At 69.8% G+C, this 21415-nt stretch carries 20 protein-coding genes; 11 read left to right on the top strand and 9 right to left on the bottom strand.

Annotation, left to right across the window (positions count from 1 at the left end):
* Positions 1-38: 38 nt before the first annotated feature.
* From LPW41_RS02155 to LPW41_RS02190, 8 genes are all read right to left on the bottom strand, one after another.
* Positions 39-1457, bottom strand: coding sequence for an FGGY-family carbohydrate kinase (locus tag LPW41_RS02155; protein WP_230703992.1), 1419 nt, complete (start codon positions 1455-1457; stop codon positions 39-41).
* Positions 1454-2173, bottom strand: coding sequence for a GntR family transcriptional regulator (locus LPW41_RS02160; RefSeq protein ID WP_222123900.1), 720 nt, complete (start codon positions 2171-2173; stop codon positions 1454-1456). Before LPW41_RS02160 ends, LPW41_RS02155 begins: the two co-directional genes overlap by 4 nt.
* The gene (locus LPW41_RS02165) at positions 2173-3393 is read right to left on the bottom strand and encodes a CaiB/BaiF CoA-transferase family protein (RefSeq protein WP_144830580.1); all 1221 of its coding nucleotides are present in this window, start codon (positions 3391-3393) and stop codon (positions 2173-2175) included. Before LPW41_RS02165 ends, LPW41_RS02160 begins: the two co-directional genes overlap by 1 nt.
* A 27-nt stretch (positions 3394-3420) precedes the next feature.
* A complete protein-coding gene (locus tag LPW41_RS02170) occupies positions 3421-5112 on the bottom strand; it encodes a thiamine pyrophosphate-binding protein (RefSeq protein ID WP_144830577.1) in 1692 nt (563 codons plus the stop codon).
* A 10-nt stretch (positions 5113-5122) separates the two neighbouring features.
* Positions 5123-6115, bottom strand: a complete 993-nt coding sequence (locus tag LPW41_RS02175; protein WP_230703993.1) for a MaoC/PaaZ C-terminal domain-containing protein — start codon at positions 6113-6115, stop codon at positions 5123-5125.
* Positions 6112-7470, bottom strand: coding sequence for an MFS transporter (locus tag LPW41_RS02180; RefSeq protein ID WP_230703994.1), 1359 nt, complete (start codon positions 7468-7470; stop codon positions 6112-6114). Before LPW41_RS02180 ends, LPW41_RS02175 begins: the two co-directional genes overlap by 4 nt.
* Before the next feature lie 63 nt (positions 7471-7533).
* On the bottom strand, positions 7534-8481 hold the full coding sequence (locus tag LPW41_RS02185; protein WP_144830568.1) for a MaoC family dehydratase: 948 nt from the start codon (positions 8479-8481) through the stop codon (positions 7534-7536).
* 192 nt (positions 8482-8673) lie between these two features.
* Positions 8674-9258, bottom strand: coding sequence for a GNAT family N-acetyltransferase (locus LPW41_RS02190; protein WP_230703995.1), 585 nt, complete (start codon positions 9256-9258; stop codon positions 8674-8676).
* A 44-nt stretch (positions 9259-9302) separates the two neighbouring features.
* Between LPW41_RS02190 and LPW41_RS02195 the strand changes: the two genes are divergently transcribed.
* From LPW41_RS02195 to LPW41_RS02210, 4 genes are all read left to right on the top strand, one after another.
* The gene (locus LPW41_RS02195; protein ID WP_230703996.1) at positions 9303-10730 is read left to right on the top strand and encodes a wax ester/triacylglycerol synthase domain-containing protein; all 1428 of its coding nucleotides are present in this window, start codon (positions 9303-9305) and stop codon (positions 10728-10730) included.
* A gap of 20 nt (positions 10731-10750) precedes the next feature.
* Positions 10751-11353, top strand: coding sequence for a hypothetical protein (locus LPW41_RS02200; protein WP_230703997.1), 603 nt, complete (start codon positions 10751-10753; stop codon positions 11351-11353).
* A gap of 65 nt (positions 11354-11418) precedes the next feature.
* On the top strand, positions 11419-12165 hold the full coding sequence (locus LPW41_RS02205) for a YcnI family protein (RefSeq protein WP_230703998.1): 747 nt from the start codon (positions 11419-11421) through the stop codon (positions 12163-12165).
* A gap of 2 nt (positions 12166-12167) precedes the next feature.
* Positions 12168-12755, top strand: coding sequence for a copper resistance CopC family protein (locus LPW41_RS02210; protein ID WP_230703999.1), 588 nt, complete (start codon positions 12168-12170; stop codon positions 12753-12755).
* 476 nt (positions 12756-13231) lie between these two features.
* On the opposite strand, the gene LPW41_RS02215 is transcribed toward LPW41_RS02210, so the two are convergent.
* Entirely contained in the window at positions 13232-14107 is an 876-nt protein-coding gene (locus LPW41_RS02215) for a neutral zinc metallopeptidase (protein WP_144830549.1), read from the bottom strand.
* 187 nt (positions 14108-14294) lie between these two features.
* On the opposite strand from LPW41_RS02215, the gene LPW41_RS02220 reads away from it, so the two are divergent.
* The 7 genes from LPW41_RS02220 (at position 14295) to LPW41_RS02250 (ending at position 21414) form a co-directional block, all read left to right on the top strand.
* Positions 14295-15596, top strand: a complete 1302-nt coding sequence (locus tag LPW41_RS02220) for a sugar ABC transporter substrate-binding protein (RefSeq protein WP_230704000.1) — start codon at positions 14295-14297, stop codon at positions 15594-15596.
* Positions 15589-16542 carry a carbohydrate ABC transporter permease gene (locus LPW41_RS02225; RefSeq protein WP_230704001.1) on the top strand — a complete coding sequence of 318 codons (954 nt, stop codon included), beginning with the start codon at positions 15589-15591 and terminating at the stop codon, positions 16540-16542. The genes LPW41_RS02220 and LPW41_RS02225 overlap by 8 nt, the downstream gene beginning before the upstream one ends.
* A complete protein-coding gene (locus tag LPW41_RS02230; RefSeq protein ID WP_230704002.1) occupies positions 16539-17447 on the top strand; it encodes a carbohydrate ABC transporter permease in 909 nt (302 codons plus the stop codon). The genes LPW41_RS02225 and LPW41_RS02230 overlap by 4 nt, the downstream gene beginning before the upstream one ends.
* Before the next feature lie 96 nt (positions 17448-17543).
* The gene (locus LPW41_RS02235) at positions 17544-18851 is read left to right on the top strand and encodes an ABC transporter substrate-binding protein (protein ID WP_154096926.1); all 1308 of its coding nucleotides are present in this window, start codon (positions 17544-17546) and stop codon (positions 18849-18851) included.
* Between the two features lie 89 nt (positions 18852-18940).
* The gene (locus tag LPW41_RS02240) at positions 18941-19813 is read left to right on the top strand and encodes a carbohydrate ABC transporter permease (protein ID WP_230704003.1); all 873 of its coding nucleotides are present in this window, start codon (positions 18941-18943) and stop codon (positions 19811-19813) included.
* Positions 19810-20709, top strand: coding sequence for a carbohydrate ABC transporter permease (locus LPW41_RS02245; protein WP_154096924.1), 900 nt, complete (start codon positions 19810-19812; stop codon positions 20707-20709). The genes LPW41_RS02240 and LPW41_RS02245 overlap by 4 nt, the downstream gene beginning before the upstream one ends.
* A gap of 12 nt (positions 20710-20721) precedes the next feature.
* Positions 20722-21414: an alpha/beta fold hydrolase gene (locus tag LPW41_RS02250; RefSeq protein WP_230704004.1), complete on the top strand. Its 693-nt coding sequence runs from the start codon at positions 20722-20724 to the stop codon at positions 21412-21414.
* The last annotated feature ends 1 nt before the right edge of the window (position 21415 follow it).

The following is a 21415-nucleotide window of genomic DNA, read 5'->3' on the forward strand; positions in this document are numbered from 1 at the left end:
GAGCCTGTCCGTCGACCGCGGGGGAGCGGGACCCGCCCTCACCCGGCTAGGCGCTCCCGTACCGCGCGCCAGTGGGCGTAGGCCGCGTCGAAGCGCGGCCCCACCCCGGGGCGGGGTTCGACTTCCCGGAACGAGACCCCCAAGGTGGCTCGGGCCTCGTCGAGGCTGTCGCTGACCCCTGCGCCGATCATCGCCAGCGCCGCAGCGCCGAGAAGGGTGACATCGGGGTCGCTCGCGACGAGCAGGCGCCGTCCGAACACGTCGGCGCGCAGTTGTACAACCGACTCGGCGCGGGAGGAGCCACCGGCGAACACCACTGGCAGGTCGCGCGACGGGTCGAGCAGGTCGAGACCTTCGCGCACGGTGAAAGCCGCGCCCTCCTGGGTCGCGCGAAGCAGGGCGGCAGCGCCGTGCTCGGACGTGCGGCCGATGATCGCTCCCCGAGAGTCCGGCCGCCACCGGGGAAAGCGCTCTCCGGTCATGCACGGCAGGATGACCAGTCCGCCGACGCCGGGTTCGACCGCGGCCAGGACGTCGTCTTCGACCGACCCGACGAGGGTGCGCCAGTCCGCGACCGCGCCGCCCGTGAGGCCTGTCGGGCCGCCGGCTGTCCAGAGCCCCGGCACCATCGCCGGGTTGACGACCGCTCCCAGGGGAGCATCGTCGACGGATGAGATCAAGCGGGCGAGCACGTCGGTGGTGCCGGCGACATCTCCGATGACATCGGTGGAAGCGCCCAACAGCAGACCGAGACCGACGGAGCCGTCGGGACCACCCGCGACGACGGGCAGGCCGTGGGGGAGACCGCACCGGTCGGCGGCCGCAGGGAGCAGGGTCGCCACGACCTCGTACGGCGACGCCTGACGTGGCCACCACTGCTCCGGCAGCCCGAGGCGGCGGAGAGCCGCGGTGTTCCAGGTCGAGGTGCGCACCTGGGAGGCGAGCGTGTAGGCCGCGTCGACCGTGTCGGTGACCGTGACGCCGCACAGGCGCGCGAGGAGGAAGTCCTTCGGGCTGAGAAGGGCGGCGACCTGAGAGGCTGCGCCGGCGCGCTGCAGATGCAGTCCGAGGGCCAGCGCTCCGCCCGTGGGCACAGGTCGGCCGGCGACGGTGAGAATGTCGCGGAGGAGGTCGTCGGCGATCGGCACGTCGGTGCCGCGACCGTCGGCCCAGCCGCCGCCAGGGGCGACGACGGCGAAGTCCTCGTCCACCGCGACGGTGCCGATGTGCGCCGAGATCCCGAGCGCATGCACGCGGGCATCTGTGACCGCGTCGAGCCGCGACAGCGCCGCTTCGACGTCGGTCAGCAGCGCGTCGGCGTCGAAGGTCTCCCCGCCGACGTGCGAGGTTCGGGCGACGCGCTCCGATCGCAGCACCGCTCCCGTGGCACTGACGAGAGCGGCGCGCACGGCGGAGGTGCCGACGTCGACGGCGACGACGGCGTCACGGAGGCTCATTCGGCGTCTATCCGCAGCAGCAGAGGGAACTCGGGCAGGGTCCAGCCGTAGGTGAATTCCACCGGGTTCCCCGTCCGCGAGAAGGTGGTGCGCAGCCCGTGCAGAACGGCGCCGCCGGGGGCGACGTCGAGGAGTCGGGCTTCATCGGGCTCCAGGATGGCGGCCGTCATCGACTGGTCGGCCCACTGCAACTCGACCCCGTAGCGCTCCGAAAGGGTCCGATAGAGCGACCCTTCGGCGAGTGGCTCGCGAACCAGCCCCGGTGCGACGGCGTAGGGCACCCACGCATCCTGCAGGGCCGCCGCGACGCCGTCGACCCGCCGCACCCGGGTGAGGCGGTTGACGGTGTCGCCGGGGTCGAGGCGAAGGGCGTCGGCGACCTCATCGGGTGCCGACGCGAGCTCCGCGCGCACGACCTCGCTTGCGAGATGGTCGCCCGACGACGCCAATTCGTCGGCGAACGATCGCAGGCGGCTCAGACGACGCCCGCGGCGGGGGTGCTCCCGCACGAACGTGCCGCTGCCCTGTTTGCGGATGACCAGGTCGTCGGACCCGAGCAGTTCGAGCGCCTGCCTGACGGTCATGCGACTGACGCCGTACTGCTTGGCGAGATCGTTCTCGCTGGCGATCTGCGCGGCTGGCTGCAGCGCTCCCGACTGGATCTGCGCCACGATGTCGTCGTAGATCACCCGGTACATCGGAGCCCGCTGCGGCATCAGATCGCCCCTTCCGCCCGGAGTCGAGCCACCTCATTCTCATCGAAGCCGAGGATGTCGCGATACACGTGATCGTTGTCCTCGCCGACGCTGGGCGGCGCCTTGCGAACGACCGGAGGCGTCTTCTCCATGTGGATGGGGTTCCCCGGCATTCGGATGGTGCCGTGCACCGGGTGCTCCGCCTCGACGATCATGTCGCGCGCGGCGATCTGCGGCGACGCCGCGACCTCTCGAACGCTCGCGACCTTGGCGTAAGGCACACCCACGGCATCCAGCCGAGCGGAGATGTCGTCACGCTCGAGGCCTCCCGACCACTGCTGGATGATCGCCTCGAGGGTCTCCTGGTCGGCCATGCGGCCCTCGACGGTGGCGTAGCGTTCGTCGGCGGCGAGGTCGTCGCGATCCATCGCTCGGCAGAGCTTGGGGAACAGCGACGCGGTACCGGCCTGGATGTAGATCGGACCGTCGGCCGCCTCGTACACGTTCACGGGCGCCGTCAGCAGGTCGCGCGAGCCCGAGCGGGGCATCTCCATACCCAGCATGAGCTCGGCGATGAGCCGCGTCCCGAGCGCCGAGAACATCGTGTCGAAGCTGGCGATGTCGACGAGCTGACCCTCGCCGGTGCGGTCGCGGTGCATGAGCGCCGCCATCGCACCGATCGCACCCTGATAACCGGTGGTGTAGTCGGCGATGTACGTGCCCGAGAGCGTGGGTTTGCCGTCGGGCTCGCCGGTCATGCTCATCAGCCCCGAAGACGCTTGCGAGATGGCGTCGAAGAGCGCCCTCTCGGAGTCCGGCCCGGTCTGACCGAACCCCGAGATCGACACCAGGATGATGTCGGGGTTGAGCTCTTTCATCCGCTCGTACCCGATGCCCATCTTGTCGATGGTGCCGGGGCGGAAGTTCTCGACGACCACGTCGGCCCATCGCACCAGGTCTTCGAGGATTCCCAGGGCCTTCGGATGACGGGTGTCGAGCGTCGCCGCCTGCTTGTTGCGGTGGTAGAGGAACATGTAGATGCTCTCGCCCTGCCAGTAGGGGCCGTGATGGCGCGAGTCCTCGCCGGAGGGACGCTCGACCTTGACCACCTCGGCCCCGAAGTCGGCGAGGATCTGCGCGCACAGCGGACCCGCGATGAACCGCGAGAGATCGAGCACCTTGACTCCGGAGAGGGGCCCGGATGCCGATGGGGTGGTCGTTGCGTCCGTGTGCTGCGTCATGAGAACTCCTTCGTTCGTCGGGCGGGATCAGGCGTTGTGCGGCACGAACGCGGGATACGTCCAGGCGTTCGCTTCGCGGTCGAGCACGACGTCGACGACGACCGGTCGCCCGGAGGCGTACCCGTCGCGCACCGCGTCGACGAGGGCGTCGACGTCCGTGACGCGCACCGCCTCGAGCCCCATGCCGCGGGCCACCTGGGCGAAGTCGACGTCGTGGAAGTCGACCCCGATCGTGCGGCCGTCGAAGTGCAGCACCTGCTCCTGTCGGATGTTGCCATAGCTGGAGTCGTTCAGCACGACGATCACGACCGGACCGCCCGCTCGGGCGAGTGTCTCGAGCTCACCCAGGCTCATCCCGAGCGATCCATCACCGATGAGGGCGAGGACGGGGCGGGTCGGATCGTCGACCACCGAGGCGATCGCGGCGGGGAGGGCGAAGCCCATGTTCCCGAAGCCGACGGGCTTGATGTAGCGGTAGGGCTCGTCCATCTCCCAGAGGAACGACCACACGCCGGGGTTGCCGGCATCCGGGATCAGCACCGCGTCGCGCGGAGTGACTTCGCGCAGGGCGCGCACGACGACGGCGGGCGAGACGGTACCGGCGTTCTGCGGCTCGAGGTCGCGCGAGAGTTCCCACCAGTCGCGCTCCGCCTGCTGCAACTCGGCGATCCATGACTGACGCGAGGCGCGGGCCGAGGCGGCCTCCTGAGCTGTGGCGTCGACGAGATCGCGCGCGAAGGCGGCGAGATCGCCGACCACTCCCGTCGTCACCTCGGCGTAATAGCGCCCGATCATGGTCGGGTCGATGTCGACCTGAACGACCTCGGGGAGGCGACGACGCCAGCGGGTCGTGGAGACCGCGTTCAGGCTGTTGCCGAGCGCGAGCACGAGATCGGCGTCGTCGATCACGCGGGTCGTCAGGTTGGTTCCCATGCGGCTGAGTGCGCCGAAGACGAGCGGGTGCGTGGTGGGCACCGCGCCCATGCCGTTGAAGGTGGTGACGACGGGGATGCCGAGAGCGTCGGCGAGTTCGAGCACCGCTTCGCCGGCCCGGCCGCGATTCGCACCGTTGCCCACCCAGATGACGGGCTTCTCGGCCGTGAGGACGCGGGCGGCGACCGCCGCGATCTCCTCGCCCGCGGCCACGGGCCGGGTGCCCACCCACGAGCGCGCGGGGTGGACGGTGGGGATCTCGGGTACCTCGGCGACGGGCTGCTCGATCGTGTCGCGGGCGAAGTCGAGGTGCACGGGGCCCGGGTTGCCGGTCATTGCGTTGATGTAGGCCTCTTCCATCACCTGCTTGATGCTCGAGGCGTGGGCGATGAGGCGTCCGAATTTGACGAACGGTCGGAAGATTTCGACGTGGTCGGCGTTCTGCGCGTCGTCCTTGTGGATGTTCTCGCCGTTGTTGTTGCAGGTGATGATGATCGCGGGACTGGAGTCGCGGAACGCGCCACCGACACCCGTCAGCAGGTTGGTGGCGCCCGGGCCGGTCGTCGAGATGGCGACGGCGGGTCGGCCGGTGAGGCGCCCGTACGCGTCGGCCATGACGGCCGCCGCGTTCTCGTGCCGCGTGTGCACGAATTCGATCGAGGGGGTGTCGATGATGGCATCCGTGATAGCGAGCGTCTGACCGCCCACCACGCCGAACACCTTCGTCACGCCGAGGGATTCGAGCATCTTCACGACCAGCTGTCCGCCGGTGATGTTGTTCGTCATGGTCTCTCTCTCATTTCCGGTTCGTATCGGGAAGCGGGGCACTTGCCCATCCCGCGGCGCTCAGGGCTCCATCGGCCCTGCGCACCCACACCTGCATCTCGACGCGGTCCTCGCCGACGTCCGTCACCACACCCGCGATGCGAATCGACTCGTGCACGTCGACGGTCTTCAAGAACTTCACGCGCAGCCACCCGCCCGCGAAGAACGCGGCTCCGAAGCTGCGGCTGAGAAGCTCGGCGATCGCGCCGAACTGCTGCTGTCCTTGCACGATCGGAACGCGCAGCCCGCCCGCGCGAGCGAGGTCGAGGTCGTTGTGGATGTTGCGGACGTACTCGCCGATGCGTGAGAACACCGCGGCCTGCTCGGTGGTGAAGCTCTTGTCGAGGGGGCCGAGCACCTGACCGACCGCGGGGCGTGCGGCGTCGAAGGCCGGCGCGTCTGCGGCGACATCTCCGGTGACCCGCTCGTCGGCTTCGGCGGGCGAAGCACTGCCGCGCCCCGCCACGTCTCCGGGCCGCGTGCGGAGGATCTCGACGCCCCGATGACGCAGGATGTTGCGCCCGTCGGCGCCCGTGGCGGTTGCTTCCATGACCACGTACCCCTGACCGCGACGCTCGTACGCCTCGGTATAGGTCCCGGCAAGAGTCACCTCTTCGTCGAGGAAGGCGGGCGAGTCGAACCACAGCTGCTCTTCGGTGTGCAGACCCACGACGCGGCTGGCCGCATAGACCGTGGTGAACAGCTGGACGAGGTCGTTGCCCAACAGCGACGCGTGGCCGATGCGTCGGCCGTCGAACGGGCTCGCCTCCAGGTGCCAGGGGTGGTGGTCGTCTTGCGTGAACGCGAACCGCTTGATCTTGTGATCGTCGACGACGACAGTGGCGGGCCCCAGCTTTTCGGGGATCGAGAGGTTCTCGAACTCGGGTTCCTTGAGCCCTGCCTCGAGGTCGTCGACGTCACGGGCGCGCGTCGGATCGGTCAGGTCGCGATCGCCGGCCGTCATCGCTCTTCTCCCACCTTCGTCATGTCGGTGCGGTTGGTCTCGGGGGCGAGCCACGCGCACACGCCGCCGATGATCAGGCAGACCACGGTGATGGCGGCGATCGGCCACGGGTCGCCGCCGGTGGCGGCGAAGATGGCGGTGGATGCCAAGGGCCACAGGCCGATGAGCACCGACGGCAGCTGCGCGGCGAGCGAGACGCCCGTGTACCGCACTTTCGTGCCGAACAGCTCGCTGAAGAATGCCGGCTCCACGCCGTACACCGCGCCGACGCCGATGGCGTACGCGACGGCATACACGACGTACATGAGCACGATGTTGTCGGCATCGAGGATCCAGAAGAACGGGAAGGACACCAGCGCGCCCACGACGGAGCCGAGGATGAAGACGGCACGTCTTCCGATCCGGTCGCTCAGCTTTCCGAAGAAGTAGTACGTGTAGATGGCGATGGCCGCAGCGATCGTCGATGCCCACAGGATGTCGGTGCGGCCGATCTCGGTGTAGTTGGTGGCGAAGGTCAGGCCGATGGTCAGGATGATGTAGCCGAAGACGGCTTCGCCGAGGCGCATTCCCATCGCCAGAAGCAACGGCCTCTTGAACCGGCGGAACAGCTCAGCCAGCGGCATCCGCTCCTTGGGGGCGTCGGCCGCGGACTTCGCTTCGAGAGCATCTTGCGCCGCCTGGAAGGTCGGGGTCTCGGTGAGCTTGAACCGGATGAACAGGCCGACGCCGATGAGTATTGCGCTCAGCAGGAACGGAACTCGCCAGCCCCAGGTGAGCAGTTGCTCGTCGGGCAGCGTGGACACCAGCGCGAAGATCGTGGTCGACATGACGAGTCCCACGGCATTGCCGATCTGCGGGAAGCTGCCGTAGGCGCCACGCTTGCCCTCGGGGGCGTACTCGACGGCGACGAGCGACGCCCCACCCCACTCACCGCCCACGCCGAAGCCCTGGATGAGGCGCAACGTCACGAGCAGGATCGGAGCGAGGATGCCGATCTGGTCCGTCGTAGGCAGCAGGCCGATCAGGAAGGTCGCGGTCCCCATCATGATCAGCGTGGTGACCAGCGCGGCCTTGCGGCCGAACTTGTCGCCGAAGTGGCCGAACACGATGCCGCCGAGCGGGCGTGCGAAGAATCCGACGCCGAAGACAGCGAAGGCGGCCAATGTGCCGAAGATGGGGTCGCCGTCGCTGGGGAAGAACAGGCGGCCGAAGACGAGCGCCGATGCCGTCCCGAAGATGAAGTAGTCGTACCACTCGACGGCGGTGCCGACGAGGCTCGCGACGGCTGCCCGCCGGGCGAGACGCGTGCGGTCGGCCTGGTCGACGGGACCGGCCGGTGCGCGTTGTTCGGTCATGCTGACTCCCTTGTCATGCTGTGTCGTTCGTGTCGTCGCGGGGTGGATGCCGCGACGTTCTTCTCAGAGCAGTGCGGTCGGACGCACGGGGTCGTCCGAGATGACGGCCGATGCCCACCCGAGTGCGGTGCGGGTGCCGTCGGCCTTGTCGATCCACACCTCGACCTCGAGGCGGCCGTCGCTCTCGCCGACGACGGCCCCGGTGGTGTGGAGCTCGTCGCCCACGAAGGCGGGCGAGACGAAGCGCAGGTCGAGCTCGCCCGTGGTGAGCCACGAAGCCCCGAAGACGTCGACGAGGTTCGCCACGATGTGCCCGGTCTGCTGCTGGGCCTGGACGATGGTTCGCGGCAGCTCGGCGGCGGCGGCCTTGTCGGGGCTCGTGTGCACGTTGGCGAAGCCGCGGCCAGCCCACGAGAACACCGACATCTGGTCTTGGGTGAAGCGAGTCGTGCGCCGCGGCAGAGCGGCGCGTTCGGGAAGTCCGTGCGCGGCCACCGTGACGGGGTCGACCGTCTCGTCGGTCGTGCCGATGACCGTGCGCGGGCGGGCGCTTCCGGTGGACCGCCCCTGGCCCACCACGTCGCCCGCGACGGTGCGCATGATCTCGCGACCGCGGTGTTCGACCAGCACTCGGCCGTCCTCCCCGCGAGCCACGGCTTCGAGAGTCACGTAGCCCTGCCCGCGGCGCTCGTACTTCTCGGTGTACGCACCCTCGACTGTCACGGTTTCGCCGACGCGGACGGGGGAGACGAATCGCAGGTGCTCGTGGGTGTGCAACCCCTGGGCGGTGTTTCCGTCGTACTTGTCGTAGAAGAGGAAGAGCAGCTCGTTCGCGAGCACGAGGGGGTGGCCGACCGGGCCGCCGAACGGCGAGTCGCGGAAGTACCAGTCGCCGAAGTCGTCCTGCGCGAAGGCGTAGTCGAGCACGAAGCGACGATCGACTGTCTGGCTGACGGGCCCGAGCGGCTCGGGCACCTCGACGAGCTCGTAACGAGCCTCTTTCAACGTCATCGTCCGCTCCTTCGCGTCCTCGTTGACGTCTAGTTGTCTAGACGACTAGACAGACAATGCCAGGGCTGCGCGGCGAAGTCAACACCTCCCCGCGCTCGTGGCGTGCACGAGCGACGATGACGTGGTCCGCGTTCATCGCGTGCTTCACCAGCGGCGCGACATCCCTCGCGCCGTCGAGGACTGAGGCGCTCGTCAGCGGCCGCGGAACTCCTCCGCGAGCACTCCCATCAGCACCTCGTCGTGGAACCGCCCGCCGTGGAAGGCCACCTGCCGACGCACGCCTTCGCGCACGAACCCGGCCTTCTCGTAGGCACGGATCGCGCGATCGTTGAACGCCCACACGCGTAGTTCGACCTTGCGCACCCCGAGCTCGTCGAACGCGTAGCGCAGCATCGTGCGCGTGGCATCCGTTCCATATCCCCGACCGACGGCGTCGGGACCGATCACGATCGCGAACGTGGCGACGCGTGCGGGCAGGGTGGCGCCCCAGAGGGTCGCGTGTCCGATGAGGTTCCCGGTCTCGTCGTCGATGCTGAAGCCCGCTCCGCCGGGGGAGTCGTTGCGGCTCCAGATCTGGAACATCTCGCGCACCGCCGCCTCCGGACGAACCGTCACGCTGTTCTGCTGCAGCGCAGCGCTGTCGCTGCGCCGCCACCAATCGACGAGCGGGTCGAGGTCGGCATCCGTGAGGCCTCGCAGCCGCACGCGCTCACCGTGCAGCAGGGCGGAGCCGTAGGCGAGGGCGGAGTCGGTGTCGTGGATCGCGTCATCGGCCATGATCCGACGCTACCGAACACGCCCCGGGCCGCTACCGTTGCGGCATGAACGAGCCGCTGTCGGCCGCAGACGCCCGCATCCTGGCGCTGGAGTCCGACGTCGTGCGCGGACACGCGCTCAAGCTCCTCGTGCTCGAGCCGGGCCGAGCCCTCGACCTCGAGGCCCTGCGCGCGAGCGTCGCCGAACGGCTTCCCGCCTTCCCCCGCGGGCGGCAGGTGGTCGTCGACGACCGCGGCGTTCCGTCGTGGGCGGATGCCGACGACCTCGACCTCGCGCACCACGTGCGGCAGCGCGCGGCGGCGGATCCGACCGAGCTGCGCGCCGTCGTCGGACACCTCATGTCGGAGCCGCTCGACCGCTCGCGCCCCCTGTGGAGCATCGACCTCATCGGCCCGCTCACCGACGGCCGCGAAGCCCTCGCGGTACGCCTGCACCACGCAGTTGCCGACGGGCTGACGGCCGTGCGCTTCCTCGAGAGCATCGTCTTCGAACCGCACGATGCGCCCGCCCACGACGTCGGCGTGCGCGACCCCGAGGCGCGGCCGACCCGCTGGAGCGAATGGGAGCGGATGCCGCAGACCCTCGCCCGCGAGCTCGGTCACCCCGGTTCCCGATCGCCGTTCGACCGGCCGATCACCGCGCGCCGCGCGCTCGCCTTCGTCGACGTGCCACTCGCCGAGGCCCGGGCCGTCGGCGCCTCCCGCGCCGATCACGCGACCGTCAACGACGTGCTCCTCGCCGTCATCGGGGGCGCGTTGCGCCGGCGCCTCCTGCACCACGGGCACACCCCGCGGCTCAACGCCCAGGTGCCGGTGAGCCTGCACGAGCGGGGGGAGGATGCCGCGGCATCCGGAAACCGCGACTCCTTCATCGACCTCGACCTGCACCTGCACGAGCCCGACGACCTGCGGCGCCTCGACCTGCTCAGCGCGCAGACCCGCGAACGCAAGCGCGGGCACGACGCCCGGTCGCTCGACGAGCTCTTCCACGCGCTCGCCGCGGCCGGTCCGGTGGGGGTCCTCGCACGCGGGCTCGCCGACGACCCGCGGGAGTTCGCGCTCGCGATCTCGAACGTGCCCGGACCCCGCGTCGCGGTCGCCGTCGCCGGGCGACGGGTGCGCACGTCTACACCTCGTCGGAGCCGGGCCCGCGCCATGCGCTGCGCGTCGCGGCGATCTCGAACGACCGCTGGCTCGGCGTGGGTTTCTGCGTCGATCCGCTCGCGGTGCCCGACGTCGAACTGCTGGCCGACGCCGCGCACGACGCGTGGGAAGCGCTGCGGGCCGGCTCGGCCTGATCTGCGGGCCCTGCTCGCGCGCACGGTGGCGGGGATCGTGACCGACACGCCGTCTCCGGATGCCGTGGCTCGGCGTGCCGCCGAGATCCTCCGCCGTTGTGCCCGGCCGCGGCCCGCCCTCGACCTGTCTCGACGACGGACCACCACCGCCGGACCGGCGCCGCGCGCCGAATAGGCTGGACGAGAAGGAGTCCCATGTCGTCGAGAGCAGGGCGCGCTCAGCGCGCGGGTCGCGGTGTCGCCGCGGCCGCTGTCGCGACCTTCCTCGCCACCGTCTCGCACAGCGCGGTCGACTCCGCTCTGCCGTCCGCGATCAACATCGCCGTCGCCCTCTTCCTCGCCACGCCGGTGTGCGTGCTGCTGGCCGGGCGGGCGATGTCGTGGTGGCGCCTGTCGGCGGCTGTCGCGCTCAGCCAGGCGTTGTTCCACGGAATCCTGATCCTTGATCTGCGCGGTGACGGCGCCACCGTGAGCGGGGGCCACCACGGCACGGCCGCCGTCGTCATCGATACGGCCGCATCCACGCATGCCGTCGCACTCCACTCGATGCACTCGCCGTGGATGTGGGCGGCGCACGCCTTCGCCGCCGTCGTGACGATCCTGGCGCTCGGCCGGGGGGAGCGCGCCGCGCAGGCGATCGCCCGCTTCTTCATCGCCGCTCTGCTGGTTCTGCGTCCGTTCCGCGGCATCGCCGCGCACACGGATGCCGTGCGCACCGCGCCCGAGCCGCTGCTGCTGCCGCGGGCGATGACGGTGCTGTCGCCGATGAGGCACCGGGGTCCGCCGCTCGCGGCCTGACCTCGACCCCTCATCTCGCGCGTGAAACGCCTCTTCGGTGTGCGCACTTGCAGAAAGCAGCAACCATGTCTCGCAAGACCACCCTTCGCCGTACCATCCTGGGCCTGACCGCCGGCGCCGCTCTCGCCGTCGCCGTGCCGCTGGCGGCCTCGGCGCACGTCACCGTCAACCCGAACACCGCCACTCCCGGCAGCTACGCCACCGTCAACTTCCGCGTCCCCACCGAGTCCGAGACGGCGTCCACCGTCAAGGTCGAGGTGACCCTGCCCACCGACACCCCGCTCAGCGCGGTTCTCGTCGAGCCCGTTCCGGGCTGGACCGCGACCGTCGAGAAGGGGGCGCTCCCCGCCCCCGTCGAGGTCGACGGCAACACCATCACCGATGCGCCGCTGAAGATCGTGTGGCAGGCCGACCCGGGGGTGGGGATCGGACAGGACCAGTTCCAGATGTTCTCGGCCGTGCTCGGACCCGTGCCCGACACCGGGCACATCCTGCTCCCCGCCGAGCAGACCTACTCCGACGGAGAGGTCGTCGACTGGGCGGCGACGCCCGACCAGGTCGCGGCCGACGACTCGCTGGAGCCGGCGCCCGTGCTTTACATCACCGACACCCCGCCCACGGCCGAGCACAGCCACGGCACGACCGCAACCGGCTCGACCGACCACACCGCCGATGACATGACCGCGGCCGCCGCCTCGAGCGACGACTCGTCGGGCGTGGCCCTCGGCCTCAGCATCGCCGCCCTCGTGGTCGCGGCCGTCGGCGCCGTCTTCGGTGCCCTCGCCTTCGCGCGCCGGTCGAAGCGCGCCTGATCATGGGCTCCCGGAACACGCTGCGTCGGGTTCTGGCCGGGGCGGTGGTCGTCGCAGCCGCGATGACCGCCGCCCTCGGCGGGGCCACCGCGGCCTCGGCGCACGACAGCCTCGTGTCGTCGTCGCCGGCCGAGGGCGAGAGCGTGTCGTCGCTGTCGGAGGTCTCGCTCGACTTCAGCGCCAACCTGCTCGGCTACGACGGCGGCAACATCGTCATCGTGCTCGGCCCCGACGGCCGGCACTACGAGAGCGAGTGCGCCGCCCTCGCGGGACCGAATCTCACCACCGCGGTGTCCCTCGGCGACCCCGGCGACTACTCGATCGAGTGGCGTGCCGTCTCGTCCGACGGCCACCCCGTCTCGGGCGTCATCCCCTTCACCTACACCGGCGCCAGCACCTCGGCCGGATCCGACACCTCGGCGTGCGCGAGCGCCGCCGGCGCGACCGCGGCTCCGGTCGAATCCGCCCCGGCCTCCGACGGCGGCGCCCCGTCGGGCCTGGTCATCGGACTCCTCGCCGGTGGCGGGGTGCTCGTGCTGGTGGTCGTGCTGATCGTCATCATCGTTCGCACGCGCCCGCGCGAGGACTGACCCGCGGGCCGCCGACGGCCGCCGTCCTGCGGATCGGGCGTGCGGCGCGCCGGGTTCGCGGCATCCGGGACCGGCGTGTCGCCCTCCGGGTCCGCACGACGGCGCGACCTCGGCCCCGCGGGGTGTCGGACGCGGGCGCCGGATGCCGATCGGCCCGGCCGTTCGTCGACGGCCGCCGTCCTGCGGATCGGGCGTGCGGCGCGCCGGGTTCGCGGCATCCGGGACCGGCGTGTCGCCCTCCGGGTCCGCACGACGGCATGACCTCGGCCCCGCGGGGTGTCGGACGCGGCGCCGGATGTCGATCGGCCCGGCCGTTCGTCGACGTCCGCCGTCCTGCGGATCGGGCGTGCGGCGCGCCGGGGTCACGGCATCCGGGACCGGCGTGTCGCCCTCCGGGTCCGCACGACCGCGCGACCCCGGCCCGCGGCGCGACCCCGGCCCGCGGCGCGCGCCCGGCCCGCCGCGGGTCCGCAGACCTACAGGCTCGAGCCCGACACCGAGAACGTGTCGCAGGCGTTCACGCCGCCCTGCCGGCCGGTGTCGAACCACCGCTGGCGCTGCTCGCTCGAACCGTGGGTCCAGCTCTCGGGGTTGACGACCCCGCCCGACTCCGCCTGGATGTGGTCGTCGCCGACGGCCGCGGCCGCCGCGAGGGCGTCGGTGATCTGCTGGTCGGTCGGGGGCTCGAGGTAGGGCGTGCCGGTCTCGTCGACCTGTTCGCCCGCGTTCGCCACCCACGCGCCGGCGAAGCAGTCGGCCTGCAGCTCCGTGCGCACGCCGTTGCTGTCGGGACCCGTTCCGTTGTTCGGGTGCTGGTCCATCACGCCGATGAGGTTCTGCACGTGGTGGCCGTATTCGTGGGCGAGCACGTACAGCTGGGCGAGGGGACCCGCGGTGGTGTCGTACTGCTCGCGCAGGATCGCGAAGAAGGTGGGGTCGACGTACACCGTCTCATCGGGCGGGCAGTAGAACGGCCCGGTCGCGTTCGAGGCCGTGCCGCACGTGGTCGAGGTCGAACCGTCGACGATGATCAGCTGCGGAGCCCGGTACCCCTCGAGGGTGTTCCCCCAGAACTGGTCGAGGTTGAGAGATGCGGCCGCGAGTCGGCAGTCGTCGTTGCTGTTGGCATCCGCGCCCGTATCGCAGCTGGCGACGCGTTCGCCGCCGCTCTGCGGGGCCGCCGGGGCTCCGCCTCCGCCGAGCAGACCGGTGAGATCGGTGCCGGTGAACAGCGAGATCAGCAGCACCACGATGCCGCCGACGCCGACGGCTCCACCGCCGACCGCGGCCACGGTGCCGCCGCGTCGCTTGGCGGTGTTGTTGCCGACGCGGGCGTTGTCGTTGAAGGTCACGGGCGTGACGCTACCCGCGGCGCGGCCCGAGAACAGGGGGCTGGACGCGGCGTGAAATCGCTGGGCGCGCAGACGCGGGGCGGTTTCCGCAACCCCCCGGTGCGACGGATCCGCGCGCGTACCGTCGGCCCCGAGGAGCAGCGCGGCCCCGGCGTCCGCTCCTCGCGAAGACACATCGGAGAACGCCATGCCCCTGACACGTCGGACCTTCCTCGCCGGATCGGGAGCGCTCGCGCTGCCGTTCCTCCTCGCCAGCTGCGGGTTCGTGCAGACCGCCCCCGCCGAGAAACGTCAAGGCACCCTCACCTTCACCACGTGGGGGACGGATGCCGAGCTCGCGGGTTTCCGCGCCGCGATCGCCGCGTTCGAAGCGGCCAACGAGGGCTCGACCGTCGAGCTCAACGCCGTTCCCTACGAGCAGATGTTCACCAACATCGACGCGCAGCTGCAGGCGGGCAACCCGCCCGACATCTTCCGCGTGCCCTATTACACGTTCGGCGCGTACGCCGGTCGCGGCCAGCTGCTCGACCTGAAGCCGCTGCTGTCGGCCGACCACCAGGGGCAGTTCACCCCGCAGGCGTGGGCGGCGGTGCAGAACGGCGACGGCACCTTCGGCCTGCCGCACCACACCGACACCTCGGCGATCCTCGTCAACCTCGACCTGTTCCGTCAGGCCGGGATCGACGCGTCCGAGATCCCGACCTCGCCCGAGAACGCGTGGACCTGGGATCAGCTCGACGCCCTCGGCGGGCGACTGCGCGCCGGCCTCCCGGCCGACCGCTGGCCGTGGGCATACAACTGGCAGGGCAACGGCGTCACCCGCTGGCTGAGCCTGCTCTTCCAGTCCGACGGCGCGTTCCTGGAGTCCGACCAGAAGACCCCGGCGATCGACTCCGACGCGGCGCGTCAGGCCGTGGAGTTCTCGAGCTCGTTCTTCACCAAGAACTACGTGCCCGCGAACAACACGATCGCCTCCTCGAGCTACGCGGCCGAGTCGTGGTTCTCGCAGTCGGTGGCGATGGTGTGGTCGGGGGCTTTCCAGATCCCGGATGCCGACACCACGGCCGACTTCGAATGGACGGCGACCTACGCGCCCCGCAACGTCCGTGCGGGCAGCGACTTCGGCGGCAACGCGCTCGTGGCGACCGCCAACACGCAGCAGCCCGAGCTGGCGGCGGCGTTCCTGGAGTTCGTGACGGATGCCGCTCCCATGCGCGACTTCTGCCGCGCGGCATCCCTTCTGCCCACCCGCGGCGACCTGCTCAACGACCAGCTCGAGTTCGCGGTGCGGCCCGAGCTCGCGCCGGTCTTCGCCGGTCAGGCCTCGCTCGTGCAGCCGCAGGACGTCGCGCAGGTCGCGAGCCCCTCGATGTCGGCGATCATCCCGGTGCTCAAAGAGCAGCTCGACCTCGCCTTCACCGGCGCCCAAGATGCCGCGACCACGGTGACGAACCTGCAGTCGGGCATCGGAGCGGCCACCGGTGGCTGACACCGCGGTCGCCCGACCGCGCCTGTCGCGACAGGGCCGACCGGAGCGGGGGGAGCGCCTGCGCACCCGCCGCCCCGGCGCCCGTCGCGAGGCGCTCGCGGCGTACGGGTTCCTCGCGCCGAACTACCTGCTCCTGCTGGTGCTCGTGCTCGTGCCGCTGGTGGGGGCATTCTTCGTCAGCCTGCAGCGCACCGACGGATTCGGCGACGGCACCTTCGCGGGCCTCGACAACTACGCACGGCTCGTCGGCGACCCGCTGTTCTGGCGGGCGCTCGGCAACACCGTGCTGTTCACGCTGCTCGTGACGCCGCTGTCGATGCTGCTGGGCCTGGTCGCCGCGACCCTGCTCAACACCGCCCTGCCCGCCCGACCGCTCTGGCGCTCGCTGCTGATCCTGCCGATGGCCGTGTCGGGTGTGGCCACCGCGCTGATCGGCGTGCTCGTGTTCGACCAGAACTCCGGCATCCTGAACCGCATCCTCACCGCCGTCGGCCTCTCACCCGTCACCTGGCAGTCGGATCCGGTGCCCGCGTTCGCGACCATCGTGCTGGCGACGGTGTGGTGGCGCACGGGCTTCAACATGCTCATCTATCTGGCGGGACTCCAGGGCATCGGCCCCGACCTGTACGAGGCGGCGACCCTCGACGGTGCGAACCGGTGGCAGCGGTTCCGCAACGTCACGATCCCGTTGCTCGGGCCCACGTCGTTCTTCCTCGTGGTGCTGAACGTGATCTTCTCGTTCCAGGTCTTCGATATCGTGTTCGTCCTCACCGGCGGGGGCCCGGCAGGCGCGACGAGCGTGCTCGTCACCTACGCCTACGAGACCGGGTTCGTCACGCGCGACCAGGGCTACGCCGCCGCGATCGGAATGGTGCTCTTCCTGTTCGCCCTCGTGTTCGCCGCGGCGCAGTACCGCGCCTCCCGCACCAAGGATGTGGTCGAGTGAGTCTCGATGAGCGCCTGGATACCACGGCATCCGCGTCCCCCCTCGCCCCGCCCGCGGTGACGCCGGGTCGGCGTGCCCGCGACCGGTCGCGGCGGGGGAGTGCGATCGTGCGCACCCTCATCGTCGCAGTGGTGGGCCTCGCCGCCGTGTCGCCGCTGTACTGGATGCTCGCTGTCGCCTTCTCGTCGCGCGCCGAGCTGCTCGGGGGGCGGGAGCTGCGCCTGTGGCCGCGGGAGGTGACCTTCGAGAACTTCGAGCGCGTGTTCGCCTCGTTCCCCGTGGCGACCTGGTTCGGCAACTCGGTGGCGATCGCGGTGGTGGTGACCCTCATCTCGGTCAGCACGAGCCTGCTCGCCGGGTACGCGTTCGCGCAGCTGCGCTTCCGCGGATCGACCGCGCTGTTCTTCCTCGCGCTCGCAACGCTCGTGCTGCCCGTGCAGGTGATCATGGTGTCGCTGTTCCGCATCGTCACCGCGACCGGGCTGTACGGCACTTACTGGGCGGTGATCCTGCCCGTGTCGGCCTCGGCGTTCGGGCTTTTCCTCGCGCGGCAGTTCATGCTCGGCATCCCGCGCGAACTGATCGAGGCCGCGCGCCTCGACGGCGCCGGGCACGTGCAGACGTTCCTGCGGGTCGTGCTGCCGCTGTCGAAGCCGCTCATCGCGGTGCTGGTGTTCATGAGCCTGCTGTCGTCGTGGAACGACTTCGCCTGGCCCCTGATCGCCCTGCGCGAGAACCGCCTCTTCACCCTGCCGATCGGCCTGCTCTACCTGCAGGGCCAGTTCGGCAGCGACTACGGCGCCACGATGGCCTACGCACTGCTGAACGTGGTGCCGATCGCGATCGTGTTCCTGGTGTTCCAGCGGTACTTCGTGGCCGGCTTCGCGCGGAGCGGCATCAAGTGACCTGTCACTCATACGTATTCACGAAACACGATCGTTACCCGTATAGACGCGCACTTAGGCTTCCCTAAACGCTATGCATACGTATACGGTGTGGCCATGTCATCCACAAAGAAGCGCGCTATCGCCCTCGCCGCCACGGTGGCCGTGGGTGCACTCGCCCTCTCCGGATGCGGCGCGGGTAGCCGCACGGGGAACGAGAACGCCACCGAGGTCGCCTGCGACTACACCGCACCCGAATCCGCGACCACGGTCAACGTGCTCGCCTACAACTCCTCCGCCATCGACCCCTTCACGGACACGATGGTCTCCAGCTGCACCAAAGACGACGTCACGGTCAAGCACGACCCGATCGACTTCGGCGGCCAGGTGACGAAGACGACGGCCACTCTCTCGGGCGAGACCGGAAGCTACGACATCGTCGAGACCTACGGATTCGTCATCCCGAGCCTCGCCGTCGACGACAAACTCGTCCCGCTCGACGATCTCTTCGCCGAGTACGCCGACAAGTACGACCTGAACGCCATCAGCGAGTCGATGCGCCAGGGCATGTCGTACGACGGCAAGCTCTACGCGCTGCCGATGCAGGCGCAGATGTTCGTCATGGCCTACCGCACCGACGTCTTCGACGAGCTGGGCATCGAAGTTCCGAAGACGTTCGACGACATGATCGCCGCCGCCGAGAAGATCAAGGCATCGGGCAAGATGCAGTACCCCATCGCCCTCCCGTGGCTCGCCACGGCCGACGTCGCGACGAGCTTCCAGGCGATCATGAACTCGCTCGGAGCCGACTTCGTCACCGCCGACGGAAAGGTCACGCTCGACACCCCGGAGGCCAAGGAGGCGCTGCAGGCCATGCAGAGCCTGCAGCCCTACATGGACCCGCAGGTCACCACGTTCGACCAGCCCAAGGTGCAGCAGCAGATGTACAACGACACCGCTGCCATGTCGATCATGTTCTCGGGCCGCATGAGCGACCTGACCAAGGCCGAGAACAGCAAGCTGTCCGACTCGTTCGGCTTCGCCGCACCCCCGAAGGTCTCGGCGTCCGCGCCGTACCTGTACGACCGTCTCTCGATCGACGGGTGGTCGATCCCCTTCAACACCACGCTCGACCACAAGATGCTGTTCGAGATGATGGCGTCGGCGGTCAGCGAAGACGCGTCGAAGGCGTCGGTCCCCGCCGCGTACCCCGCTCGCGAGGGCATGGTCACGCCGGACAACTCGCCCTACGGCCAGGCGGCCAACGACTCGATCGCCGGTGCGATGCCGCCGGTCGTGTCGCCCATCCTCGCGCCGATCAGCAACGAGATCACCCCGATCGTCGCGCAATTCCTGGCCGGTGGGGTCTCGGTGGACGATGCCGCCACTCAGATGCAGGCAGCGGGGGAGAAGATCGCGGGCTGAGCCCCGGGATCATCCCACCCACGGTGTAGGAATGGGCCCCGGCCCGGTCGATGACGACCGGGCTGGGGCGCATCGAGAGGAGACGTCGCGTGAAAGCACGTGAGTTCTGGGTGCTGTTCGCCCCCAGCCTGGCCATCATGAGCGCCCTTCTGGTGTTCCCCCTTGTGCGCACCGTGCAGTGGAGCTTTGAGAACGTGCGGTACGGCGTTCCCGGAACCTTCGTCGGGCTCGCGAATTTCACGGACGCCCTCGGCGACCCCCGCTTCCATCGAGCGGTCGTGTTCACCCTGGTCGTGACCGTGGTGACCACCGCGATCCTCCCGGTCTTCGGATACCTGATCGCGATCGCGGTCAACACGCTGCGGATCTCCCGGCCCCTGGTGCTCGGCATCATGCTGGTGTCGTACGTCCTGCCGAACCTGGTCGGCGCCGTCGCGTTCTCGTGGTTATTCGACGACAACTTCGGGGGCGTGGTCAACAGGCTGATCGGCTTCCTCGGGGGCACGCAGGTGCTCTGGTTCACCGACCAGGTGCCCAACGCGTTCCTGGTGATCCTGAACACCGTGTGGCAGATGCTGCCCTTCGCGATGCTCATCATCCTGGCGGGTCTGCAGGGCGTGCCGGTCGAGCTGCGCGAGGCGGCCCGCATCGACGGGGCCAACGCGTTCCAGACCCATCTCCAGGTCATCATCCCCACGATGCGGGGGGTTCTCGGCTTCGTCTGCCTCATCACCATCATGGACGTCCTGCGCATCTTCGATGCCCTCATCCCGCTCTCCCCGCAGGCGGAGACGATCGGCAACGAGTCGATCATGCTCTACGTCTATTCCGTGGCGTTCGCCAACGGAGCCCAGGAGCTGGGCCTCGGCAGTGCCATCAACGTCCTGACCATCCTCCTCATCCTGGTCATGCTCGTCCCGTTCATCCGGGGCATCTTCAAGGAAGCGAAGGCCGCCCGATGACCCTCAGCAGCGAGGCGCTGTCCACGCGCGCCATCACCACCGGCGACATCGAGGGGAAGAACCGTCGACCCCGCCCGCGACGCCGCATCCGAGGCGTGACGGGCCTGCTCCTCGGCATCCTGTGCTTCCTCATGCTGAGCCCGTTCATCTGGATGACCCTCTCGGTGACGAAGCCGACCGACGTGGCGTTCGCGAACCCGCCGGTGCTCACGGGATACGAGCCGACCCTCAAGGCGTTCGTCGATCTGTGGGAGACCACCTACTTCGCCGACTACCTCGTCAACACCCTCTCGGTCGCGGTGATCTCGACGCTGATCGCGCTGATCATCGGCATCCCGGCCGCCTATGCCCTGTCGCGTTTCCCGAGCTACATCTCGGCCCTGCTCCTCGTGCTCGCCCTGATCTTCCGTGCACTGCCCCGCTTCGCGGTGGTGCTGCCCATGTACGACATCAGCCGTGCTCTCGGGATCTACGACACGACGTTCGCCCTGGCGATCGCGCTCGTCGCGATCAATCAGCCCTTCACGATCTGGCTGCTGCGCAACTTCTTCGCGGAGATCCCGCGTGAGCTCGATGAGGCGGCCATGATCGACGGCTGCACGCGCATCGGCATGCTGCGCCGGGTCATGATCCCGCTCATGGGTCCCGGCATCCTGACCGCCGGCATCTTCGTCTTCCTCTTCGCCTTCCAGGAGTACCTCACCGCTCTGGTGCTGACCGACACCTCGTCGAAGACCGTCCCGGTGTTCATCGCCACGCAGCTGGGACAGACTCTGCCGATGCTGCAGCAGGCGGGGGCCGCATCGATGCTCCTGACCATTCCGGTCGTGATCATCGCCTTCATCGCGCAGAAGTACCTCGTCGCCGGTCTCAGCGACGGCGCCGTGAAGGGGTGACGGATGCCGCCCGTGCCGCTCGTCCTCCTCGCGGGGATGAACTGCACGCCCGACCTGTGGACGGGATGCGGACTCGATGATGCTGTGACCCCGGTGATGGACGTCGGCGATCTCGACGCCCAGGTCGATCGCCTCCTCGCGGAACTCCCCGACACCTTCGTCATCGGGGGACTGTCGCTCGGCGCGATCGTCGCGATGGCTGTCGCGGTGCGCGCCCCCGAGCGGGTGAGCGGTCTCTGCATCGCGGCGGCGAACGCCAAGGCGCCGACCCCCACGCAACGCGTCGGGTGGCAGCGGTGGCTCGACGGCCTCGCCGCCGGCGAGACTCCGGTCGAGCTGCAGGCCGGCATCCTTCCTCTGCTCCTGTCCCCTCGGGTGCGCGCGTCGCGCCCCGATCTCGTTCAGCGCGTCCTGCGGATGGGGGAGGAGACCCCGGATGCCGTGCTGGCGGCGCAACTACGCCTGCAGGCGACGCGCATCGATCTGCGGCCTGGTCTGCGGGCGGTGCGGACCCCATCGCTGGTCATCGAAGGGGCCGACGATGCGCTGTGCCCGCCGTCGTTCCACGACGAGATCGCGGCAGCCCTCCCCGAGGTCCGGCGCGAACGACTCGACGCCGGGCATCTCGTCGCCCTCGAGCGGCCCGCGGAGTTCGGAGCCGCGGTGCATTCGTGGCGCGCGGGTCTCGGGGCGGCAGTGCGCTGAG

It is taken from the genome of Microbacterium sp. JC 701 (assembly GCF_021026215.1).
Lineage (GTDB): Bacteria > Actinomycetota > Actinomycetes > Actinomycetales > Microbacteriaceae > Microbacterium > Microbacterium algihabitans.

What these genes read in the sequence shown, in the direction of transcription:
- LPW41_RS02155 (WP_230703992.1), bottom strand. Translation starts at nt 1,457, where the DNA reads ATGAGCCTCCGTGACGCCGTCGTCGCCGTCGACGTCGGCACCTCCGCC.
- LPW41_RS02160 (WP_222123900.1), bottom strand. Translation starts at nt 2,173, where the DNA reads ATGCCGCAGCGGGCTCCGATGTACCGGGTGATCTACGACGACATCGTG.
- LPW41_RS02165 (WP_144830580.1), bottom strand. Translation starts at nt 3,393, where the DNA reads ATGACGCAGCACACGGACGCAACGACCACCCCATCGGCATCCGGGCCC.
- LPW41_RS02170 (WP_144830577.1), bottom strand. Translation starts at nt 5,112, where the DNA reads ATGACGAACAACATCACCGGCGGACAGCTGGTCGTGAAGATGCTCGAA.
- LPW41_RS02175 (WP_230703993.1), bottom strand. Translation starts at nt 6,115, where the DNA reads ATGACGGCCGGCGATCGCGACCTGACCGATCCGACGCGCGCCCGTGAC.
- LPW41_RS02180 (WP_230703994.1), bottom strand. Translation starts at nt 7,470, where the DNA reads ATGACCGAACAACGCGCACCGGCCGGTCCCGTCGACCAGGCCGACCGC.
- LPW41_RS02185 (WP_144830568.1), bottom strand. Translation starts at nt 8,481, where the DNA reads ATGACGTTGAAAGAGGCTCGTTACGAGCTCGTCGAGGTGCCCGAGCCG.
- LPW41_RS02190 (WP_230703995.1), bottom strand. Translation starts at nt 9,258, where the DNA reads ATGGCCGATGACGCGATCCACGACACCGACTCCGCCCTCGCCTACGGC.
- LPW41_RS02195 (WP_230703996.1), top strand. Translation starts at nt 9,303, where the DNA reads ATGAACGAGCCGCTGTCGGCCGCAGACGCCCGCATCCTGGCGCTGGAG.
- LPW41_RS02200 (WP_230703997.1), top strand. Translation starts at nt 10,751, where the DNA reads ATGTCGTCGAGAGCAGGGCGCGCTCAGCGCGCGGGTCGCGGTGTCGCC.
- LPW41_RS02205 (WP_230703998.1), top strand. Translation starts at nt 11,419, where the DNA reads ATGTCTCGCAAGACCACCCTTCGCCGTACCATCCTGGGCCTGACCGCC.
- LPW41_RS02210 (WP_230703999.1), top strand. Translation starts at nt 12,168, where the DNA reads ATGGGCTCCCGGAACACGCTGCGTCGGGTTCTGGCCGGGGCGGTGGTC.
- LPW41_RS02220 (WP_230704000.1), top strand. Translation starts at nt 14,295, where the DNA reads ATGCCCCTGACACGTCGGACCTTCCTCGCCGGATCGGGAGCGCTCGCG.
- LPW41_RS02235 (WP_154096926.1), top strand. Translation starts at nt 17,544, where the DNA reads ATGTCATCCACAAAGAAGCGCGCTATCGCCCTCGCCGCCACGGTGGCC.
- LPW41_RS02245 (WP_154096924.1), top strand. Translation starts at nt 19,810, where the DNA reads ATGACCCTCAGCAGCGAGGCGCTGTCCACGCGCGCCATCACCACCGGC.